The sequence below is a fragment of the Sphingorhabdus sp. EL138 genome (assembly GCF_945882965.1).
In the GTDB taxonomy this organism is placed as follows: domain Bacteria; phylum Pseudomonadota; class Alphaproteobacteria; order Sphingomonadales; family Sphingomonadaceae; genus Sphingorhabdus_B.
Genome location: NZ_CAMCWY010000009.1, coordinates 80,214 through 100,179, shown reverse-complemented (window position 1 = coordinate 100,179; position 19,966 = coordinate 80,214). Strand labels below are relative to the sequence as shown.

Below are 19,966 nucleotides of genomic sequence, written 5' to 3'. Positions count from 1 at the left end.
GCGCAGTTCAAATATATCCTTGTCGACGAATATCAGGATACCAACGCCGTCCAATATCTGTGGCTTCGATTGCTGGCGCAGAAACGCAAGAATATCTGCTGCGTCGGTGATGATGACCAAAGCATCTATTCATGGCGCGGGGCCGAGGTTGCGAACATTCTGCGCTTCGAAAAAGACTTTCCAGGCGCAAAGACAATCAAGCTGGAGCAAAATTACCGCAGCACGCCGCATATTCTTGCGGCGGCATCGGGCCTGATTAATGCCAACAGCACACGGCTTGGCAAGACATTGTGGACCGAGCTGGACGATGGCGAAAAGGTTCGGATCATCGGCGTATGGGACGGCCCCGAAGAGGCTCGCCGCGTCGGTGAGGAAATCGAGGCAATCCAGTATAAGGGCGAAAGCCTCGACAGTATCGCCATCCTCGTCCGCGCGCAGCACCAGACACGTGAATTTGAAGACCGCTTCATACAAATCGGCCTCAACTATCGGATAGTTGGTGGTTTTCGTTTCTACGAACGTGCCGAAATTCGCGATGCCATTGCCTATTTGCGCATCGTCAATCAGCCCGCCGACGACCTCGCGTTCGAACGGATCGTCAACGTGCCAAAGCGCGGCATTGGCGACAAGGCGGTTGAGAAAATCCACATCGTTGCGCGCGCAGAACGCGCCGCTTTGTGCGTTGCCGCCGCGCGTCTGGTCGGGACCGACGAACTGACTGGCAAGGCACGAAAATCACTCGCGGACCTTGTGGTCGACATTGCCCGCTGGCGTGACGAGGCCGCGACGATGTCGCCTGCCAATCTGACACGCCTGATATTGGATGAAAGTGGCTACACCGCCGTCTTGCAAGCCGAACGCAGCGTTGAGGCATCTGGCCGCCTTGAAAACCTGAGCGAACTGGCCCGCGCGATGGAAGAATATGAAACTTTGGGCGACTTTTTGGAGCATGTCAGCCTCGTCATGGACAATGATCGCGGCGACACAGGCGCCAGTGTCACCATCATGACTATCCATGCCGCCAAGGGCCTTGAATATGACAATGTCTTTCTGGTGGGATGGGAAGAAGGCATTTTCCCATCGCAACGCGCGCTTGATGAAGGTGGCCTTGCTTCGTTGGAAGAAGAACGCCGCTTGGCGTATGTCGCGATCACCCGCGCCAAGCGCAAATGCACCATCATCCATGCCGCAAATCGCCGGATTTATGGCCAGTGGACCAGCAGCATCCCTAGCCGTTTCATTGAAGAATTGCCGCTCGACCATATCGAAGCAGAACAGACGATGACGGGCGGTGCATCCTTGTGGCGCGCGAACTGGAGCGAACAATCCGACCCATTCGCGCATCTGGCCGCCGCCAACCAGGGGCGAAGCAATGCGCGTGGCCCAGGCTGGCAACGCGCCGCCACCTCGGGCGGTTTCAACCCCCGCCCGCAACGTATAGCCGAAAACACGCGCAGCGCCGTCAGCCTGGGAAATAAGGGCCGAAGCGACCTCAGCATTGGCCTTCGCGTGTTCCACGAAAAATTCGGCTATGGCGCGATTGCGTTGATTGAGGGCAACAAGCTTGAGATCGATTTTGAACAAGCTGGCCGCAAACGCGTGATGGACAGCTTTGTAAGTCTAGGCTGAGCTGCTACGGTCGGGACCTCATGATGGGGCTGGTGAAATTGTGCGCATTGCACTTAGAAACATAAGCCGATAGGCGCTCAGGGCATGGCTGATATTACCCCTGAAATTCATCCGCTTAAAATTGCTGACTTCCGCTTTTACTGGATGGCGCGGTTTATGGCGGTGCTTGCGACGATGGGGATGGTCGTTGTTATCGGTTATCAGGCCTATGACATCGCCCGCAGCGATTATGGCATGTCCATTCGCGAGGCATCCTTGCAACTTGGCCTACTTGGGCTGGTGCAGTTCGTTCCGCTGGCGCTGCTAACGCCAGTGGCTGGCTGGGCTGCAGATCGTTGGGAACGGCGGACTGTGGCGCGGCTCGCCAATAGCATTGATATGCTGGTCGCGCTTGCTTTGGGTTGGTTCACCTTCATTGACGGACTAACCCTTCCACTCCTTTTCCTGTTTGCAGCATTGCACGGCGTCGCACGCGTTTTTGTCGGGCCGTCCATGTCGGCGATTGGACCCAATATCGTGCCGCCCGCATCATTGCCGCGCGCGATTGCCTTAAGCTCTATTGCTTGGCAAATCGGTTCCGTGATCGGCCCTGCGGCCGGCGGCTTGATGTTCGCCGCACATCCGTCACTGCCCTATTTTGCCTCGGCTTGCCTCATGTTGATGGCGACCATCAGCCTCAGCTTCGTTGGACCAGTCTACCCGCCGCCGATGGAAAAGAAAATTCACCCCATCCGCCAAATGATCGATGGCGTCCGCTATACTTGGTCGGAACGATTCTTATTGGGTGCCATAACGCTTGACCTGTTTGCGGTGTTGCTGGCGGGCGCAACGGCCATGCTTCCCGTCTATGCACGCGACATATTGATGGTGGGACCAGATGGGCTTGGGCAATTGCGTGCGGCACCGGCTGTGGGCGCGTCAGTGGTGGCACTGATGCTCACCTTCCGGCCGTTGCGCCATAATGTTGGCGCAAAAATGCTTTGGGCTGTGGTCATATTCGGGATTGCGACCATTGGTTTTGGCCTGAGCCATGAAATAGGAGCGCGAGTCTTCTCAGATGCGCGCATTGGTTTCCTTGATATGGGCGCTGGCATGGCCGTGGCGTTGGTCATGCTGGTCGTGCTTGGCGCATCGGACATGCTTTCCGTTTATGTGCGCTCATCCCTTGTGCAACTCAACACACCGGACAAAATGCGCGGACGTGTGAGTTCGGTGTCCGGCCTTGCCATTTCCGCGTCCAACGAATTGGGCGAATTACAATCCGGTGTGGCCGCAGCATTGCTTGGTCCCGTCGGCGCAGTTGTATTTGGTGGCGTTGGTGCCATATTCGTTACAGCAATTTGGGCAGGTTTATTCCCCGAGCTTAAAAACGCCCGCACATTCGAACCACAATATAGAGGAAAAAGTCCATGAAAGCACAATCGATCCTCGAAACCATTGGTAACAGTCCGCATATTCGCATGGGACGGATGTTCCCGAATGCAGAAGTCTGGATTAAATCGGAACGGTCGAACCCCGGTGGATCGATTAAGGACCGCATTGGCTTGGCCATGATAGAAGCAGCCGAAAAAGACGGGACGCTTAAACCCGGCGGCACAATCATTGAACCGACCTCCGGCAACACCGGCGTTGGTCTTGCCATGGTAGCAGCGGTCAAGGGCTATAAGCTCATTCTCGTCATGCCCGAATCCATGTCGCTGGAGCGTCGCCGCTTGATGCTGGCCTATGGCGCATCGTTTGATCTCACCTCGCGTGAAAAGGGCATGAAGGGCGCAATTGAACGCGCGCTTGAACTGGTATCACAAACCACAAATTCATGGATGCCACAGCAGTTTGAAAACCCCGCCAACATTGACGTCCATGTGCGCACAACGGCGCTGGAGATATTAGAAGATTTTGCCGACACCCCGATTGACGTGATGATTACCGGCGTCGGCACAGGTGGGCATATAACAGGTTGCGCCGAGGTTCTGAAAAAGGCGTGGCCAAATCTGAAAGTGTTTGCGGTTGAACCAACGCTGTCGCCTGTCATCAGCGGCGGCCAACCGGGTCCACACGCGATACAAGGGATTGGCGCTGGCTTCATTCCCGCCAATTTACACACGGCGTTGCTCGACGGCGTCATTCAGGTTGATCCCGAAGACGCCAAAGAAACCGCGCGCCGCGCCGCACGCGAAGAGGGCATGTTGGTGGGTATATCATCAGGTGCAACCCTTGCCGCGATTGCGCAGAAACTGCCCGAACTACCTGCCGGAAGCCGTGTGCTTGGTTTCAACTATGATACCGGTGAACGCTATCTATCGGTCCCGGATTTCTTACCGGTCGAGTAAACCAAAAATGCCGGGAAACATGTTCCCGGCATTTAATTCGTCCTGACCCTAATTTTCTGACGGTGCAGTAGGTGTTTACGCCGCTGCGAACATTTCCGGTGTAAGCGCCATGATCGCTTCGCTGCCCGCTTCAATCTTACGACGCAGCGCGCCACAATCTGGCATGTGACGCTCCGCAAAATAACGCGCCGTCACCAGCTTGGTTTCGTAAAATGACGCATTTCCTGTGCCTGCATCCAATGCCTTATGTGCGCTTTGCGCCATACGTAGCCATTGCAGACCAAGCGCAACTATGCCCATGATGTGCATATAATGATGCGCGCCCGCGCCGATATTGTTCGGGTTTGCCATGCCATTTTGCATGAACCACATCGTTGACGCCTTCAAATCGCCATTGGCCTTTTCAAGACGACCGGCCAAATCCGCCAGCGGTCCATCCTTCGCAGCAGCGCATTCCTCATCCACAATCTTGAAAAGCGCCTGAATTGCCCGACCACCATTTTGCGCGAGTTTCCGGCCAACGAGATCCATGGCCTGAACACCATTCGTGCCTTCGTAAATCATCGCGATGCGGGCATCACGCACATATTGCTCCATGCCCCATTCGGCGATGTAGCCATGGCCGCCATATACCTGCTGCGCATTGGTTGCGACTTCATACCCCTTGTCGGTACCATAACCCTTGATGACGGGAGTCAGCAAAGACAAAAGATCATCGGCCATCTGCCGCTCTTCTTCGGTTTGCGCATGATGCAGCAAATCGGCCTGCAACGCGCCCCAAAGGCACAAGGCACGCATGCCCTCGGTAAACGACTTTGCATCCATCAGCATACGGCGAACGTCCGGATGCACAAACAGTGTATCCGCCTTTTGGTCCATATCTTGCGGCCCGGTCAACGCGCGGCCCTGACGGCGATCTTGCGCATAATGAACTGCATTTTGGTAGGCGACTTCTGCAATGCCCAAACCCTGCTGCCCAACGCCAAGCCGCGCGATGTTCATCATGATAAACATGGCCGCAAGGCCCTTATGCTCTTCGCCTACCAAATAGCCGGTGGCACCATCATAATTCATGACGCAGGTGGCGTTGCCGTGAATACCCATTTTATGTTCAATCGAACCACATGATACCGCATTGCGTGCGCCAAGCGATCCGTCGTCATGCACATGGAATTTCGGCACGATGAACAGCGATATGCCTTTCACGCTGTCCGGTGCACCGACTGTTTTTGCGAGCACCAAATGAATGATATTCTCGGTCAGATCATGCTCACCCGACGAGATGAATATCTTGGTCCCGGAAATAGCAAAGCTGCCGTCTCCATTGGGTTCTGCCTTGGTCCGAATAAGGCCAAGGTCTGTTCCACAATGCGGCTCAGTCAGGTTCATTGTCCCGGTCCATTTGCCCGAAATCATGTTCGGGACATATTTGGCCTTCTGCTCCTCACTACCCTTGACCAAAATCGAGGATACCGCGCCCTGCGTCAGACCGGGGTACATACCAAACGCCATATTGGAACTCGATATCAGCTCCTCAAAGGCCATGGAGACGATGTGTGGCATGCCCTGCCCGCCAAACTCCAATGGGCCAGACAATGTGCCCCAACCGCCTTCGCAATACAACTTATAGGCTTCCTTGAACCCATCAGGGGTAGTCACGCTGCCATCCTCATGACGGGTGCAGCCCTGCAAGTCGCCGACTTGGTTCAAAGGGAAAAGCACGTTTTCCACAAACTTTGCGCCTTCGGTCAGGATCGCATCGATCATGTCAGCGCTGGCGTTTTCAAACCCTGGCAGATTGGCGTAGCGCTCAACACCCAAAACTTCGTTGAGGATAAACTGCGTATCGCGAACAGGGGCGGTATAGCTTGGCATTTTAGGTCCTTCAGATAGCAGTGGAGTGGGCTTAGGCCGCAGCAGATTTTTCCGCCGCCTCGACCTTTTCCACCGTTGAAACAAATTCGGTCAACTCGTTAATCGCGCTTTCAATATCGTGGCGCTGGGCCTTCAACAAATTGACGCGGTCGCGGCATTTTTCAATAGTCACGCGGCGCTGAATATTGCGGCCGTCGTTAAGGTCATACAAATCGATCATTTCGCGGATTTCGGCGAGGCTAAATCCGACACGCTTTGCCCGCAGTATCCAAGCAAGCCGGGCTCGATCGCGCTTTGAATAAATCCGCGCCAAGCCCATACGCTCCGGCGAAATCAGGCCCTGATCCTCGTAAAAACGCAATGCCCGCGCGGTTACCTCAAATTCGACTGATAGGTCGGATATCGTAAATGATTCCCGATTATGTGCGTCGGGCGTGTCGATGGTCGCATCGGTCCGCCTTTCGTCGCGCGTTACAGATTCCATAGCGCCTTCCCTCTTGGTTACCCTAATGTCACTAGTTTACGTTAGCGTAAACGTCAATCGGGGAAGTTACGACTGCGGTACGATATATCGCAGGTTAAACGGATGGCTCGGGCGGGAATGCTTCTGCTGGCTTTGGTGCCACAATCGGCGGCGGCAGCGCAGGGTCAGCGATTGCATCCGCTGGCCCGACCACAGGGTCTATGGCCGGCTGGGGCTCTGGCCGCTTGACGGGCGTTGACGTGTCTTGAAGAACGACTACCTCTTGACCCATTTGCGTTACGCCGAACAACGCCTTGGCAAAGACCATTGGCAGACGGATGCACCCATGCGACGCTGGATATCCCGGCAAGTCGCCCCCGTGGATGGCAATACCATCCCAAGTCAGGCGCTGCATAAATGGCATCGGTGCGTTGCTGTAGAGGTTGGATTTGTGGTCCACATTTTTCTGCAGAATGTTGAAAATACCTGTCGGCGTTTCCTTACCCATTTTCCCCGACGAAATTGTGCTGAAGCCAATGAGCTGGTCATTCTGAAACACATAGATACGCTGCGTATCAAGCACGATGACGATTTTCATCGGTCCTTCATAAACGTCCTGCTTCACCCAAAGAAACTGTCCAGGCTTTAGCGCGTCAACAGGTCCTTTTTTGCGTGGCTTTGCTGCTGGCGTTGTAATCGGGGATTTGACTGTGGGTGGTGTTGCCGCAGGCGGCACAGCAGATGATTGCGTTGGCGCTGGTGGCGTTGCCAAGGCCGCATCCGCCGGAACGACTTGTGGCAGTTGACCTTGCTGAATAGGCGCAGGCTGCGCCTGCCCCAATGCTTGCGCTGAAGTCATGCCCGGCACGGCACTCAACAACAAAAGCGCGATTATGCCCTGCAATTTGCGGATACCCGCGCCGAAACCCATGAAACTGCCCCAACTGCCGGATGTTGAACCGCACAAGGCAGCGTCGATATGGGCGTTACCATCATAGATGTAAAAACTCGACAGCAATTTTCCCGCAGGCATATAAAAATTAAACCCAGACACGATGCGCCTAACCGTCCTACTTTTGCGCTCAAATGCTTCTGGAGGCCTGTTTATTTAAAGGATTGGTCTTTATCTGCAGGGAATGGACTTGGGACGCAGGCACTTCATTCATTCAGCAGTTTTAGGCGCGAGCCTGCTGACTGTTCCGTCAAAGGCGGCCGACATCATCTTTCGGTCGGGTACGGGGATCGAACCGGGCGGTGCATCGCCTGTATTGCTAGGCCGCGCGAAGGCGGCGTTGGCCGCGCATAAGGCGCGCATTCGCAACCATGATTTGCTTGCTATAGCGGACTTTTCCAAAGCTTCGCGCGACCCGCGCTTTTACGTTGTTGATCTGCGCAGCGGTAAATCCGACATGTTCCTCGTCGCCCATGGCAAGGGTTCGGACCCAAGCCATAGCGGCTGGGTGCAACATTTTTCCAACGCGCATGGGTCGGAAGCCACCTCAGCTGGCAGCTATCTCGTCGGCGAGACCTATTTTGGTCAATATGGAGAATCCCGCCGGCTAATCGGGCTTGATCCGCAAAACGACCAAGCCGAGGCCCGCGCGATCGTCATTCACCCTGCTTGGTATGTGAACCAGTCGCTCATTCACGACCAAGGCAAAATTGGCCGCAGCCAAGGCTGCTTCGCTTTTGCCAAAGATGACATCAATGTTATCTTGGAGCGTGTGGCCCCAGGATGCCTGTTATACGCCGATAGGGTTTGATATCAGCTCCGGTTGCCGGCTTTGAAAAAGCCGCAGATAATCCGCTTCCCGCTATTGCCGCTTGGGTCGGTTTTGTAATCATCGGCTTTTTCGTGAATGACAAGAGCGCCGCCATCGGCATCCAACAGACCGTTCGGTCCTGACAGCGTGATATTCGTCAACTTATACTCAAGCGTGATTTCAAGGTCAGCGCCCGCATCCACATTCGGCAAATCGCCGTGATGCGCGCCCATCGGGTTATCGCGGCCATGCTGCTTCATATCAGGGTTCCAGTGCGGCCCCGCGCTGGTGAAGTCGGGTGCTTGGCATTTACCAACCGCATGCAGATGCATGCCATAGGTCCCGGCGGCAGGCGCCCGGGCAGACAGGCTGAGAAACACGCCATCGCGCCGCTGCGATATGGTCGCAACACCGGCCCAACTGCCATCGGCACGGGCGAGATCAGCCGTCAGTACTTCGGACACCTCAGCCGTCTTTGTCGATTGCAGGGTCGCACAACTGGCGAGGATCGGAATGATGAAAATCGGCATTAGCTTGCGCATATTCTTCTCCTGAATCTGGGTGTGCATCAGCAGCATAACATCAACCGAGCGGCGCTCAATTTGTTTCATGCATTCAGTCTGCCCAGTCATGTGGTTTAATGCCTTGTGCAAACAGCAACGCTGTCAGATTATTGTGCCGCACAGAAAAGTTCGCCGCTTGCGCCAATTGCGGGCGCGGATGATAGCCAACACCAAGGCCACCGCCGGATACCGCCGCAGCGATCATCGGCAAGTCATTCGCGCCATCACCAACCGCGAGCGCCGATTCCAAGGCAAAACCGCGCGCTTCTGCGGCGGCGTGCAGCACCAAACGCTTTGTCGATGCATCAACTATATCGCCCGCCAATGCGCCGGTCAGTCGCCCGTTTTTAATCTCCAGAATATTAGCATGCACGTCATGAAAGCCCAGCATATCAGCCACAGGCCCCGTAAAGCTTGTAAACCCGCCCGACACGAGCACCGCATGCGCGCCCCAGCCGGTCATCGTCCGCACGAGGATTTCGGCCCCCGGCATTGGCTGCACACGTTCGCGCAGGCACTGTGCAATGACATTCTCGTCCAGCCCCGCCAGCAGAGCGACCCGCGCCTTTAAAGCCTCGGCAAAATCGAGCTCACCTGCCATTGCCCGTTCGGTAATCGCAGCGATCTGCGGCTTAATGCCGGCATAATCGGCCAGCTCGTCAATGCATTCGACCGTAATCATGGTGCTGTCCATATCGGACACCAACAGCATTTTGCGGCGGTTGCCTTCATCCTGCACTACAATATCGAAACGATCCTCAAGCCCCGCCAGGGCCGCGCGCGCATCCGCTAAGTCGCCTGCAAACGATATGTCTACGGCTTTGCCCTCTGCCAGCCAGTCAAAAGCATTGGGGATAGAGCCAGCTTCGGCCAATCGATCCTTAGCCTCGGAAAAGTTGCCGCTTTCCAGACTGTCTGCTGCTATCAGAGTGCAAATGGGCATATCGAATCCTCATAATATGGTCGCGCTTATTGCGGGTCCGACGGCAAGCGGCAAGACGGCATTAGCGCTGAATCTGGCCCGATCCGGCAATTTCGAGATAATCAACGCCGACAGCGCGCAAGTATATTCTGATCTGCCCATATTGAGCGCCCAGCCCACAGCCGATGAACAACGCAGCGTTCCGCACCATCTATTTGGTTATATCGACGGCGTCACACCCTGCTCTGCCGCGCGCTGGGCAACGGATGCAAAGCACCGTATTGCACAGGCTCATGCGGCAGGCGCGACCCCGATATTGGTTGGCGGTAGTGGCCTATATATCCGCACCTTGCTTGACGGCATTGCGCCCATCCCGGAGGTCGATCCGCAATTGCGCGCTGAGATACGTGCGATGCCGGTGGATCAAGCCTATGCCGCGCTTCAAATATATGATGTGTCCGTTGCCGCAACTTTGGCCCCCACGGATGTGAGCCGCATCACCCGCGCGCTTGAGGTTGTGCAAAGCACCGGACGCAGCATATTGGCATGGCGCGCAACCAAGACCGGGGGGATATCCGCTGACATCTGTTTGCGGCCTTTGCTGCTCTTACCCCCGCGCGATTGGCTATACGATCGCTGCGACAAACGCTTTGAACTGATGATGGAGCGTGGGGCAATTGGTGAGGTGGAGGCGTTGCTGGCGCGCAATCTGCCGCAAGATGCGCCTGTTATGCGTGCCATCGGCGTGCCCGAGATTTCGGCCTATCTTAAAGGCACGGTGTCGCGGGCAGAAGCGATCAAGCTCGGCCAAATCGTCACACGACAATATGCAAAACGGCAGTTTACGTGGTTCCGAAACCAAGCTCCAGCGGACTGGCAGCGTGCAAACGCAATCATAAATGATTCAAATATGGACAAATTTGAAATAATATTTCAATGAATGTATTTGACAAGTCATTTTCTAACCATTAGCTAGCGCGCTCTTGCTTACCCTATTGCACTGCAACATATTACAGCGGCTTAACACATAAGGATTATCCAGTGCCCGAAAAATCCGGCGCAGAAATTTTGATTGATACCCTGATTGAACAGGGCGTGGACACCATTTTCGGTTACCCCGGTGGTGCAGTTCTGCCCATTTACGACGCTTTTTTTCAGCAACAGAAAATTAAACATGTCCTCGTCCGGCATGAGGCGGGCGCTGCCCATGCGGCAGAGGGTTATGCCCGCGCAACGGGTAAGCCCGGCGTTGTGCTTGTCACATCCGGCCCCGGTGCCACCAATGCCGTTACCGGTATTGCCGATGCATTTATGGATTCCATCCCTATGGTCGTGCTGACGGGACAGGTTGCGACCAATTTAATCGGTACCGACGCCTTTCAGGAGGCCGACACCGTTGGCATTACACGCCATTGTTCAAAACATAATTATCTGGTGAAAGACCCCGCCGAACTCGCAACGGTCGTGCGGGAGGCTTTTACCATCGCCACCAAAGGACGTCCCGGTCCGGTTGTTATCGACATCCCAAAAAATGTGCAGGTCGCAAAGGCTGCAACTGATGTGAAGCGCCCTACCCGATCACGCTTCACCTATGCTGGCGAAGCTGACTATGCCGAAATCAACCGCGCGGTCGAATTGATTGCCAACGCCAAGGCGCCGATTTTGTACACAGGCGGCGGCATCATCAATTCGGGCCCTGCCGCCAGCGAAGCCCTGCGGGAGCTAGCCGAGTTGACCGGAGCGCCCGTCACATCCACCCTCATGGGCCTTGGCGCATATCCCGCCTCCGGTGACGCATGGCTGGGCATGTTGGGCATGCATGGCACATATGAGGCCAATTTGGCCATGAACCAATGCGATGTCATGGTCTGCCTCGGCGCGCGCTTTGACGACCGCGTAACGGGCCGCTTGGACGCCTTTTCACCCGACAGCGTCAAAATCCATGTCGATATCGACCGTAGTTCGATGAACAAGACCGTGCGCGTTGACCTGCCGATCGTCGCTGACGTTGGCAAGGCCATGCGTCAGATGATCGATGTCTGGAAAGGCCGGAAAACCAAAAAACAGCCGCTAACCGAATGGTGGGCACGCATCGCGGATTGGCGCGCCGTTAATTGCCTTAGCTACCCCGGCAGCACGCAGGAAATCATGCCGCAATATGCGATTGAGCGCCTGTTTGAAGCCACCAAGGACAAAGCTCCGATTATCACGACCGAAGTTGGCCAGCATCAAATGTGGGCGGCGCAGCATTTCCACTTTGATGCGCCGAACAAGTGGCTGACCAGCGGCGGGCTTGGCACCATGGGCTATGGCCTGCCTGCCGCAATTGGCGCGCAAATGGGTCATCCAGACGCGCTTGTGATCGATATCGCCGGCGAGGCATCGATCCAGATGAACATTCAGGAATTGGCAACTGCCACGCAGTATCGCTTGCCCGTGAAGGTCTTCATCCTGAACAATGAATGGATGGGCATGGTGCGCCAATGGCAAGAGCTGACCTATGAAAGCCGCTATTCCGAAAGCTATTCGGACAGCCTGCCTGATTTCGTCGCGCTGGCCGAAGCGTATGGCTGGAAAGGCATACGTTGTGCGGACCCCGCCAAGCTTGATGATGCCATCGCCGAGATGCTTGCGCATGACGGGCCAGTGATGTTCGATTGCCGTGTGCACAAAACGGCAAACTGTTTCCCTATGATTGCATCGGGCGCAGCCCATACGGACATGATCCTGCACGCAGATCAGGTATCGGGCACCATGGATGACGAAGCAAAGGCGCTCGTATAATGCATATTAAGCAAGAACTTACAGAACGGCATGTGCTGACGCTCACCGTCGATAATGAAGCGGGCACGTTGGCCCGCATCGCTGGCATGTTCACATCGCGCGGCTACAATATCGATAGCCTTACCGTGGCCGATATCAGCGAGGACCATACGACAAGCCGGATAACAATCGTCACCAAAGGCCCGCCGCCCGTGATCGACCAGATCATCGCGCAATGCGAGCGCTTAATCCCCGTCCACAAAGTCACTGACCTCACTGAGGCCGGGCCACATGTGGAGCGGGAACTTGCACTGGTCAAAGTCAGCGGCACGGGCGATCAACGTGTTGAGGCCATGCGCCTCGCCGATATTTACCGCGCACGCGTGATTGACGCGACGGTCAACAGCTTCATATTCGAAATCACAGGCGGACCTGAAAAAATCGACACTTTTGTATCGTTGATGCGCGAAGTCGGATTAGTCGAGGTTGGCCGGACCGGTATTGTTGGCCTAATGCGGGGGGCCGGGGTCAGTTAACTGCCATATCGTCATCCTGAATGCGTTTGAACAACAAAAGCTGCTTTTCAGGATTTTGAAAATACGCCGTTGAAAGTAAGACCGTGAAGCACGTTCAGGGTGACGGCAACGAAGAAGGACGGAAGAATGAAAGTATATTATGACGCAGATTGCGACTTGGGCCTTATCAAAGACAAAAAGGTCGCGATTGTAGGCTATGGTAGCCAGGGCCATGCCCACGCGCAAAACTTACGCGACAGCGGCGTTGCGGATGTCGCTATCGCCTTGCACGCTGGTTCGGCAACGGCCCAAAAGGCAGAAGCTGCTGGGTTCAAGGTTTTGGCAAATGCCGACGCTGCGGCTTGGGCTGATATCCTCATGGTGTTGGCGCCAGATGAACATCAGGCCGCAATTTACGCAGATGATCTGCATGCCCACATGAAACCCGGCGCGGCTTTGGCTTTTGCCCATGGTCTCAATATCCATTTCGGCCTGATTGAACCGCGCGCGGACATTGACGTTATCATGATCGCACCCAAGGGGCCCGGCCACACCGTGCGCAGCGAGTATCAAAAGGGTGGCGGAGTGCCGTGCCTGATCGCAGTTGCGCAAGACTCAAGCGGCAATGCCCATGACATCGCACTTGCGTATGCTAGCGGCGTCGGCGGCGGACGCAGCGGCATCATCGAAACCAACTTCCGCGAAGAATGCGAAACCGATTTGTTCGGCGAACAGGCCGTGTTGTGCGGCGGTATCACGCATCTTATCCAGGCCGGGTTCGAGACATTGACTGAGGCAGGCTATGCACCAGAAATGGCGTATTTCGAATGCTTGCATGAGACCAAGCTGATCGTCGACCTTCTGTATGAAGGCGGCATCGCCAACATGCGCTATTCGATTTCGAACACCGCAGAATATGGCGACATCACCACGGGTCCACGCATCATCACCGACGAAACCAAGGCGGAAATGAAGCGCGTTCTCGCGGACATTCAATCGGGTCGTTTCGTTAAGAATTTCGTGCTCGATAACCGCGCTGGTCAGCCAGAGCTGAAGGCCGCACGCAAGGCCGCTGCGGCGCACCCCATTGAGGAAACGGGTGCAAAGCTGCGCGCGATGATGCCATGGATTGCAAAGAATAAGTTGGTGGATCAAGCGAAGAACTAATCGCTTTTTCATAGCTTGACTCATTTGGGGGAGGCATCGACACTGATGCCTCCCCCTTTTGCTATTTGGAGCAGACTCATACGTAAGCTTTTATGTGCCCTTCCCCTCCTGTTCGCTGTACCGCTCATCGCGCAAAGTGCGCCGCAAGTGCCCGGAACGATGGAAGTCGTCCGCGTTACCGCGGGAACCTACAACACCGACCCCGGCCACACGCTGATCGGCTGGCGCGTCAGCCATTTTGGCTTCAACGATTATTTCGGTATTTTTGGAGATGCGACAGGAACGCTGACACTTGATCCAGCCAATCCGAATGCTGCCAAGGTCGATATCACTATTCCTATTGGCAAGGTCACAACCGCAAGTGCTGGCCTGACAGGGCATCTTCTGCGCGCTGGCAAGGACGGCGGCAAGGCTGACTTTTTTGGCCCTGCGCCAACCGATGCCAAATTCGTGTCAACAAGTGTCGTGGCATCGGGCACCACCGCCAAAATCACTGGCGACCTGACGCTCAACGGCGTCACCAAGTCCGTGGTGCTTGACACCAAATTTTCAGGCGCGGGCAATAACCCGTTCAACAAGAAATCCACCATCGGCTTTCACGCCACGTCGGTCATCAACCGCAGCGCATTCGGCATCGGCTATGCCGTTCCGATGATTTCGGATGACGTAACGCTGGACATCAGCGTCGCCTTTGAAAAGGCAAGCTAGTCCGCAATACAAATTGTCCCCCCGACTTGATCGGGGGTCCATGGCCTGACTTGTCGGTTTACACATCTACCGCGGGCCATGGATCCCCGCATCCGCGAGGTTGACACAGGTTGGTGATTAAGCGCTTACCCTAAATAGCGCGCATCAAGGCTGGCTTTCGCTGCGCGATATTCGGCCTCAAGCTGGTCAACGAATTGCGCGACGGTTTGCACTTCTTTGATCGCGCCAATGCCTTGGCCTGAACCCCAAATGTCTTTCCACGCCTTGGCATCGCTATTACCGCCGGAACCGAAGTTCATGGTCGAAATATCGCCCTTGGGCAGGTTATTCGGATCCATACCAGCGCGCTCAATCGACTGGCGCAGATAGTTACCGCTAACGCCCGTAAACAGGTCGGAATAGACAATGTCCGCGGCCTTCGCCTCCACGATATCTTCCTTGTAACCGTCCACGGCGTTGGCTTCTTTGGTCGCGATAAACGCGCTGCCGATATAGCCAAAATCGGCGCCCATGGCCTGCGCTGCAAGCACCGAGGCACCGTGCGCAATGGAACCGGATAGAGCGACAGGTCCATCAAACCATTCGCGAATTTCGCGCATCAACGCGAAAGGCGACGTCACGCCCGCATGGCCACCGGCACCCGCCGCAACAGGAATGAGGCCATCGGCGCCCTTTTCAATCGCCTTGCGCGCGAAACGGTCGTTGATGACGTCATGGAGCGCAATCCCGCCCCAGCTATGCACGGCTTTGTTGAGTTCTTCCTGCGCACCGAGCGAGGTAATGGTAATGGGCACCTGCCATTTGGCGCACATGGCAATATCTTCCTGCAGCCGGTTATTGGATTTATGGACAATCTGGTTCACCGCATATGGCGCGGCGGGACGGTCGGGATTGTCGCGGTTATGGGCCGCCAGTTCTTCGGTAATCTGATGCAGCCATTCGTCCAACTGGCTTGCAGGGCGCGCATTGAGCGCCGGAAACGACCCGACGACACCCGCCTTACATTGCGCGATAACCAGTTCTGGCCCAGACACGATGAACAGCGGTGAGCCGATCACTGGAAGCCGAAGATTGTCAAAAATTGCCGGAAGTGCCATGCGTCGAATCCCTTGTTAATTCACGAGTTATGTGGGGATTAGCCACAGCATGTCGCAGCTGTCAAACCCACCTTTTTGCACGGGCGATTCCGTAAGGTAAGGCGCTCCAAATGGCGCGCTTCTTCCCGCCCAATCCTCGGCATAACCTCAGATAAAAGGCCACAAGAGCGTCCCCAGCGCACCTGACCCGCCGGGGCAAACCGATTGCCTTAAGCCCCGTTAGCAGCGCTTAGAATGGCTCTGACGGACGCTGTGGCCACGTCCTGACTGATGCCGACGCCAAATAATATCGGACCGTCGCCAACGCGGCATTCGACATAAGCGGCGGCGCGGGCATCGGTACCATGGCCAATCGCGTGCTCGCTATAGTCGATGATATTCAGCGGACCGCCCAGCGCGTGTTCCAATGCGTTGGCAAGGCTGGAAATCAGACCGTTGCCGCGGCCGCTGACGCTCTGTTCGACGCCATCTATGCGGATGTTACCTGCAAAGATGCGTTCGTCCTTTTGCCGCTGGCTTTGGGTCTCATGGAAATCGATTAATCGGAACCGGCCCTCACCCTTTAGATAATAGCGCTTTTCAAACGCCTCCCAAATATCACTGCTGGTCAGTTCGCGCCCGTTTGTGTCGGACAATGTCTGCACGGTGGTCGAAAAATTCGCCTGCATCCGTTTGGGCAGCTTCAAACCTTGGTCCTGCTCAATCACCCAAGCCACGCCGCCCTTGCCGCTTTGCGAATTTACGCGGATAACGGCTTCATAACTGCGGCCCAAATCGGCAGGATCAATGGGGAGATAGGGCACGCGCCAGATTTCATCATTCTGCCGTTCCTGCGCCGCAAACCCTTTTTTAATCGCGTCCTGATGCGATCCTGAAAAGGCGGTGAATACCAATTCGCCAGCGTAGGGATGCCGCGGGTGAACGGGCAACTGGTTGCAATATTCGACCGTCTGAATGACCTCATCAATGTCGCTAAAATCAAGGCCGGGGTGCAGCCCTTGGGTATACATGTTAAGCGCCAGCGTCACCAAATCGACATTGCCGGTGCGCTCGCCATTACCGAACAGGCAACCTTCAATGCGGTCCGCGCCTGCCAGCAAGCCCAATTCGGCGGCTGCGATGCCGCTACCCCGGTCATTGTGGGGATGCAGGCTGATGACCACATGATCCCGCGCGCTGATATTGCGGCACATCCATTCAATTTGATCGGCATAGACATTGGGCATGGCGGCCTCAATCGTCGCTGGTAGATTTAGGATCAGTGGCTTTGCCGCGGTGGGTTGCAGCACGTCCATCACCGCTTCGCAAACCTCAAGGCTGAATTCGAGCTCAGCGGTCGAGAATGTTTCGGGGCTATATTCAAAATGCCAGTCGGTTTGCGGATATTTCGCGGCTTGCTCTTTAAGGATATTTGCGCCTTCAATGGCGATCGCCTTCACGCCCGCTTTGTCGAGGTTGAAGACAATATCGCGCCACGCCGGGCTGACAGCATTATAGAGATGGACGATTGCTCGTGGCGCGCCGGCCATGCTCTCGAACGTTTTTTCAATCAGGTCACGCCGTGACTGCGTCAGGCTTTGGATCATAACGTCATTGGGAATACGTCCGCTGTCGACGAGCCCGCGAATAAAATCAAAATCGGTGGCGCCCGAACTTGGGAAACCAACCTCAATCTCTTTTACGCCGACCTTCAGCAACAGGTCGAAAAAGCGTTTCTTCTTCTCTGCGCCCATAGGGTCAATAAGCGCTTGGTTTCCATCACGCAGATCGGTGGAAAGCCAGCGCGGCGCGCGGTCGATGGTCCGCGTCGGCCATATGCGGTCAGGCAAATCAATTTGGGGGAAGGGTCGGTATTTACGCGATGGATCGGAAAGCATCATGATATATGGCAACTTCGCTGAGACGCCCAACTCAGGGGCTAAATTTTGCAGTGGTAAGGCCCTTAGGCGGGTTGCCGAACATGGCCGACAAAAGAGGCACGCCTAAGGGCGTGTAAGTCGTAGTAGGAGAAGCGAAAGGGCATTGCGCGTTTTCATAATGTTTTAACGATAGCGATATCGATCAACATTCGTCCAGTCTTAAAATGCGTCGGGGTTATTTTGTTACGAAAATGGCGGGCACACAAACCAAGAATTAAGGCAGGTCAGATTTCAACCTGGCTGCCCAGTTCAACCACGCGATTGCTTGGCAATTTGAAGAAAATCATTGCATTGGCCGCATTGCGCAGCATCCAGGAGAAAATCTTTTCCCGCCAGATCGCCATGCCGGGTATTTTGGATGCGATCAATGTCTGACGCGAAAGGAAAAAGCTGGTTTGCATCATGTCAAATTTGGGACCGCACAAATCAACTAAGTCGAGGGTTGCAGGCACATTGGTCTCTTCCAAAAAGCCAAAGCGCATTTTTACGCGGTAAAAACCTTCACCCAAATCCTTACAGATTATACGGTCCGAGCTAATAACATAAGGCACATCCTCGATCTGCACGGTTAGGATGATGACGCGTTCATGCAAGATGCGGTTATGCTTGATATTATGAAGCAAAGCCGAAGGGACACCGCTCGCTGCCGACGCCATAAATATCGCCGTACCCGGAACGCGGGTCGCACTATTGGCGGCGGATTTGATAAAAATATCCATCGGCATGGTGCTTTCCGCCATGCGTTCGCGCATCAATGCCCGCCCGCGTGACCACGTCGTCAATAATGTGAAGATAACTAAGCCGATTACCAAAGGCACCCATCCGCCCGATGGCACCTTCAACAAATTGGCGCCCAAATAGGCAAAGTCGACGATGAAGAACAAAGCGAGGATTGGCAGCGCTTTCCACTTTGGCCATTTCCACAGCGACAGCAGGACGACCGCAATCAAACATGTATCGATGAACATAGCGCCCGTCACCGCAATACCATAAGCGGCGGCAAGATTGGACGATGACTGGAAAAATAGCACCAGCAACAAAACCATCACCGCAAGGCCCCAGTTAATCGCTGGAATGTAAATCTGGCCAGCGGCTTTCTCGCTGGTGTGTAATATGCTGAGGCGCGGCATGAAGCCCAGCTGGATTGCCTGCTGCGTCAAAGAAAACGCCCCGGAAATAACCGCTTGGCTGGCGATAACGGCCGCCATGATTGTCAGGAAAATGACAGGGGTGCTTATAAGTTCTGGCACCATCAGGAAGAATGGATCACGAATGGCCGCCTGTGCCTCTTCGGGGGTCATCGACAATATCATTGCCCCCTGCCCCATATAATTTAGCATCAGCGCAGGCAGCACGAAGAATAGCCAGCTAAACTTAATGGGCCGCCGGCCAAAATGCCCCATATCGGCGTAAAGTGCCTCCGCACCCGTCACAGCAAGAACAACAGTGCCCATCGCCACAAAGGCGCGAAAACCGTCAATATAGAAAAAATAGAACATATTCATTGGGTTCAGAACGTCCAATATGATCGACGGCATCTTTGTAAGATGCAACAGACCCAAGCCCGCCAATGTCGCGAAATAGACCAACATGATTGGCCCAAACCAAGCCCCCACTTTCGCCGTACCGCGTGACTGAAATGCAAACAGCGCGCCGATGATCACAACCGATATCGGCAATATCCATGCGCTAAAGCCTTCGTTCACATATTTCAGACCTTCTGCCGCCGACAAGATCGACATGGCAGGCGTAATCATGGAATCGCCATAAAATAGCGCGGTTGCAAATACCCCAAGCATGACAAAAGGCGCCGTCCATTTCGCGCCAGCCGTCTGCCGGTTGATAAGCGCCAACAAAGCGAGGCTTCCGCCCTCACCCTTGTTGTCGGCTTTCATGATGGTGAATACATATTTGAGCGTCACGACAATCATCATCGACCAGAACACAAGGCTCAAAACGCCTTTAATATGCATCGGGTCGGGCGCTATCGGGTGGTGCCCGGCAAAGGTTTCACGGAACGCGTAAATCGGGCTAGTGCCGATGTCGCCGAAGACAACGCCAACAGTGCCCACGCATAAAGCCAGCAGCGAGCCTTTTGGGGCATGGCTGTGACTGTGATCTTGGTCACTGTGACCAAAATCGTCTGCTTGCGGTCCAACCATATTGTTTCCCCGGCTTTTGCCCCAGACGCCACCTTTTCCGTGACTTGGGCGCGGGCATTAGCATGGAGCACTACCCTTCACAACACAGCA

Annotated in this window: 17 protein-coding genes; 9 read left to right on the top strand and 8 right to left on the bottom strand. The window is 55.1% G+C overall.

Annotated elements, in window-relative coordinates:
• From Q0N43_RS05780 to cysK, 3 genes are all read left to right on the top strand, one after another.
• The coding region (locus Q0N43_RS05780; protein ID WP_295443817.1) for a 3'-5' exonuclease at positions 1–1,629 on the top strand (1,629 nt) is incomplete at its 5' end.
• Between the two features lie 84 nt (positions 1,630–1,713).
• Complete coding sequence (locus Q0N43_RS05775) at positions 1,714–3,042, top strand: MFS transporter (RefSeq protein WP_295443814.1); 1,329 nt, start codon at positions 1,714–1,716, stop codon at positions 3,040–3,042.
• A complete protein-coding gene (gene cysK, locus Q0N43_RS05770; protein WP_295443811.1) occupies positions 3,039–3,959 on the top strand; it encodes a cysteine synthase A in 921 nt (306 codons plus the stop codon). Before Q0N43_RS05775 ends, cysK begins: the two co-directional genes overlap by 4 nt.
• Positions 3,960–4,034: 75 nt before the next feature.
• Here cysK and Q0N43_RS05765 read toward each other — a convergent pair whose 3' ends face one another.
• The 3 genes from Q0N43_RS05765 to Q0N43_RS05755 all read right to left on the bottom strand — a co-directional run bounded on the left by Q0N43_RS05765 (position 4,035) and on the right by Q0N43_RS05755 (position 7,330).
• Entirely contained in the window at positions 4,035–5,834 is a 1,800-nt protein-coding gene (locus tag Q0N43_RS05765) for an acyl-CoA dehydrogenase C-terminal domain-containing protein (protein ID WP_295443808.1), read from the bottom strand.
• A 31-nt stretch (positions 5,835–5,865) separates the two neighbouring features.
• Entirely contained in the window at positions 5,866–6,318 is a 453-nt protein-coding gene (locus Q0N43_RS05760) for a MerR family DNA-binding transcriptional regulator (protein WP_295443805.1), read from the bottom strand.
• A gap of 94 nt (positions 6,319–6,412) precedes the next feature.
• Positions 6,413–7,330 carry a L,D-transpeptidase family protein gene (locus tag Q0N43_RS05755; RefSeq protein ID WP_295443802.1) on the bottom strand — a complete coding sequence of 306 codons (918 nt, stop codon included), beginning with the start codon at positions 7,328–7,330 and terminating at the stop codon, positions 6,413–6,415.
• A gap of 103 nt (positions 7,331–7,433) precedes the next feature.
• On the opposite strand from Q0N43_RS05755, the gene Q0N43_RS05750 reads away from it, so the two are divergent.
• Positions 7,434–8,060 carry a murein L,D-transpeptidase catalytic domain family protein gene (locus Q0N43_RS05750; RefSeq protein ID WP_295443799.1) on the top strand — a complete coding sequence of 209 codons (627 nt, stop codon included), beginning with the start codon at positions 7,434–7,436 and terminating at the stop codon, positions 8,058–8,060.
• Between the two features lie 2 nt (positions 8,061–8,062).
• Here Q0N43_RS05750 and Q0N43_RS05745 read toward each other — a convergent pair whose 3' ends face one another.
• Together Q0N43_RS05745 and serB are read right to left on the bottom strand one after the other, a co-directional pair.
• Positions 8,063–8,671, bottom strand: coding sequence for a superoxide dismutase family protein (locus tag Q0N43_RS05745; RefSeq protein ID WP_295443796.1), 609 nt, complete (start codon positions 8,669–8,671; stop codon positions 8,063–8,065).
• A 4-nt stretch (positions 8,672–8,675) separates the two neighbouring features.
• The gene (gene serB / locus Q0N43_RS05740; RefSeq protein WP_295443794.1) at positions 8,676–9,566 is read right to left on the bottom strand and encodes a phosphoserine phosphatase SerB; all 891 of its coding nucleotides are present in this window, start codon (positions 9,564–9,566) and stop codon (positions 8,676–8,678) included.
• On the opposite strand from serB, the gene miaA reads away from it, so the two are divergent.
• The 5 genes from miaA (at position 9,559) to Q0N43_RS05715 (ending at position 14,698) form a co-directional block, all read left to right on the top strand.
• Positions 9,559–10,485, top strand: coding sequence for a tRNA (adenosine(37)-N6)-dimethylallyltransferase MiaA (miaA, locus tag Q0N43_RS05735; RefSeq protein WP_295443791.1), 927 nt, complete (start codon positions 9,559–9,561; stop codon positions 10,483–10,485). The genes serB and miaA overlap by 8 nt on opposite strands.
• Positions 10,486–10,586: 101 nt before the next feature.
• A complete protein-coding gene (locus tag Q0N43_RS05730) occupies positions 10,587–12,329 on the top strand; it encodes an acetolactate synthase 3 large subunit (RefSeq protein WP_295443789.1) in 1,743 nt (580 codons plus the stop codon).
• Positions 12,329–12,844 (top strand): acetolactate synthase small subunit, encoded by a 516-nt coding sequence (ilvN, locus tag Q0N43_RS05725; RefSeq protein WP_295443786.1) that lies wholly within the window; start codon positions 12,329–12,331, stop codon positions 12,842–12,844. Before Q0N43_RS05730 ends, ilvN begins: the two co-directional genes overlap by 1 nt.
• Before the next feature lie 126 nt (positions 12,845–12,970).
• Positions 12,971–13,990, top strand: a complete 1,020-nt coding sequence (ilvC, locus tag Q0N43_RS05720) for a ketol-acid reductoisomerase (RefSeq protein WP_295443783.1) — start codon at positions 12,971–12,973, stop codon at positions 13,988–13,990.
• Positions 13,991–14,137: 147 nt separating this feature from the next.
• Positions 14,138–14,698: a YceI family protein gene (locus Q0N43_RS05715; RefSeq protein WP_366845948.1), complete on the top strand. Its 561-nt coding sequence runs from the start codon at positions 14,138–14,140 to the stop codon at positions 14,696–14,698.
• Between the two features lie 125 nt (positions 14,699–14,823).
• Here the strand turns inward: Q0N43_RS05715 and Q0N43_RS05710 are convergent, their stop codons facing one another.
• The 3 genes from Q0N43_RS05710 to Q0N43_RS05700 form a co-directional block, all read right to left on the bottom strand.
• Complete coding sequence (locus tag Q0N43_RS05710) at positions 14,824–15,795, bottom strand: nitronate monooxygenase family protein (protein ID WP_295443781.1); 972 nt, start codon at positions 15,793–15,795, stop codon at positions 14,824–14,826.
• A 209-nt stretch (positions 15,796–16,004) separates the two neighbouring features.
• Positions 16,005–17,675: a 2-isopropylmalate synthase gene (gene leuA / locus Q0N43_RS05705; RefSeq protein ID WP_295443778.1), complete on the bottom strand. Its 1,671-nt coding sequence runs from the start codon at positions 17,673–17,675 to the stop codon at positions 16,005–16,007.
• A 263-nt stretch (positions 17,676–17,938) separates the two neighbouring features.
• Positions 17,939–19,876, bottom strand: a complete 1,938-nt coding sequence (locus tag Q0N43_RS05700; protein WP_295443775.1) for a potassium transporter Kup — start codon at positions 19,874–19,876, stop codon at positions 17,939–17,941.
• Between the last annotated feature and the right edge of the window lie 90 nt (positions 19,877–19,966).

Excerpts from the sequence above, each read along its gene's own strand:
- Q0N43_RS05775 (WP_295443814.1), top strand. The coding sequence starts at position 1,714 with ATGGCTGATATTACCCCTGAAATTCATCCGCTTAAAATTGCTGACTTC.
- Q0N43_RS05710 (WP_295443781.1), bottom strand. The coding sequence starts at position 15,795 with ATGGCACTTCCGGCAATTTTTGACAATCTTCGGCTTCCAGTGATCGGC.
- ilvC (WP_295443783.1), top strand. The coding sequence starts at position 12,971 with ATGAAAGTATATTATGACGCAGATTGCGACTTGGGCCTTATCAAAGAC.
- miaA (WP_295443791.1), top strand. The coding sequence starts at position 9,559 with ATGGGCATATCGAATCCTCATAATATGGTCGCGCTTATTGCGGGTCCG.
- Q0N43_RS05750 (WP_295443799.1), top strand. The coding sequence starts at position 7,434 with ATGGACTTGGGACGCAGGCACTTCATTCATTCAGCAGTTTTAGGCGCG.
- cysK (WP_295443811.1), top strand. The coding sequence starts at position 3,039 with ATGAAAGCACAATCGATCCTCGAAACCATTGGTAACAGTCCGCATATT.
- Q0N43_RS05700 (WP_295443775.1), bottom strand. The coding sequence starts at position 19,876 with ATGGTTGGACCGCAAGCAGACGATTTTGGTCACAGTGACCAAGATCAC.
- ilvN (WP_295443786.1), top strand. The coding sequence starts at position 12,329 with ATGCATATTAAGCAAGAACTTACAGAACGGCATGTGCTGACGCTCACC.
- serB (WP_295443794.1), bottom strand. The coding sequence starts at position 9,566 with ATGCCCATTTGCACTCTGATAGCAGCAGACAGTCTGGAAAGCGGCAAC.
- Q0N43_RS05745 (WP_295443796.1), bottom strand. The coding sequence starts at position 8,671 with ATGAAACAAATTGAGCGCCGCTCGGTTGATGTTATGCTGCTGATGCAC.
- leuA (WP_295443778.1), bottom strand. The coding sequence starts at position 17,675 with ATGATGCTTTCCGATCCATCGCGTAAATACCGACCCTTCCCCCAAATT.
- Q0N43_RS05755 (WP_295443802.1), bottom strand. The coding sequence starts at position 7,330 with ATGCCTGCGGGAAAATTGCTGTCGAGTTTTTACATCTATGATGGTAAC.
- Q0N43_RS05760 (WP_295443805.1), bottom strand. The coding sequence starts at position 6,318 with ATGGAATCTGTAACGCGCGACGAAAGGCGGACCGATGCGACCATCGAC.
- Q0N43_RS05765 (WP_295443808.1), bottom strand. The coding sequence starts at position 5,834 with ATGCCAAGCTATACCGCCCCTGTTCGCGATACGCAGTTTATCCTCAAC.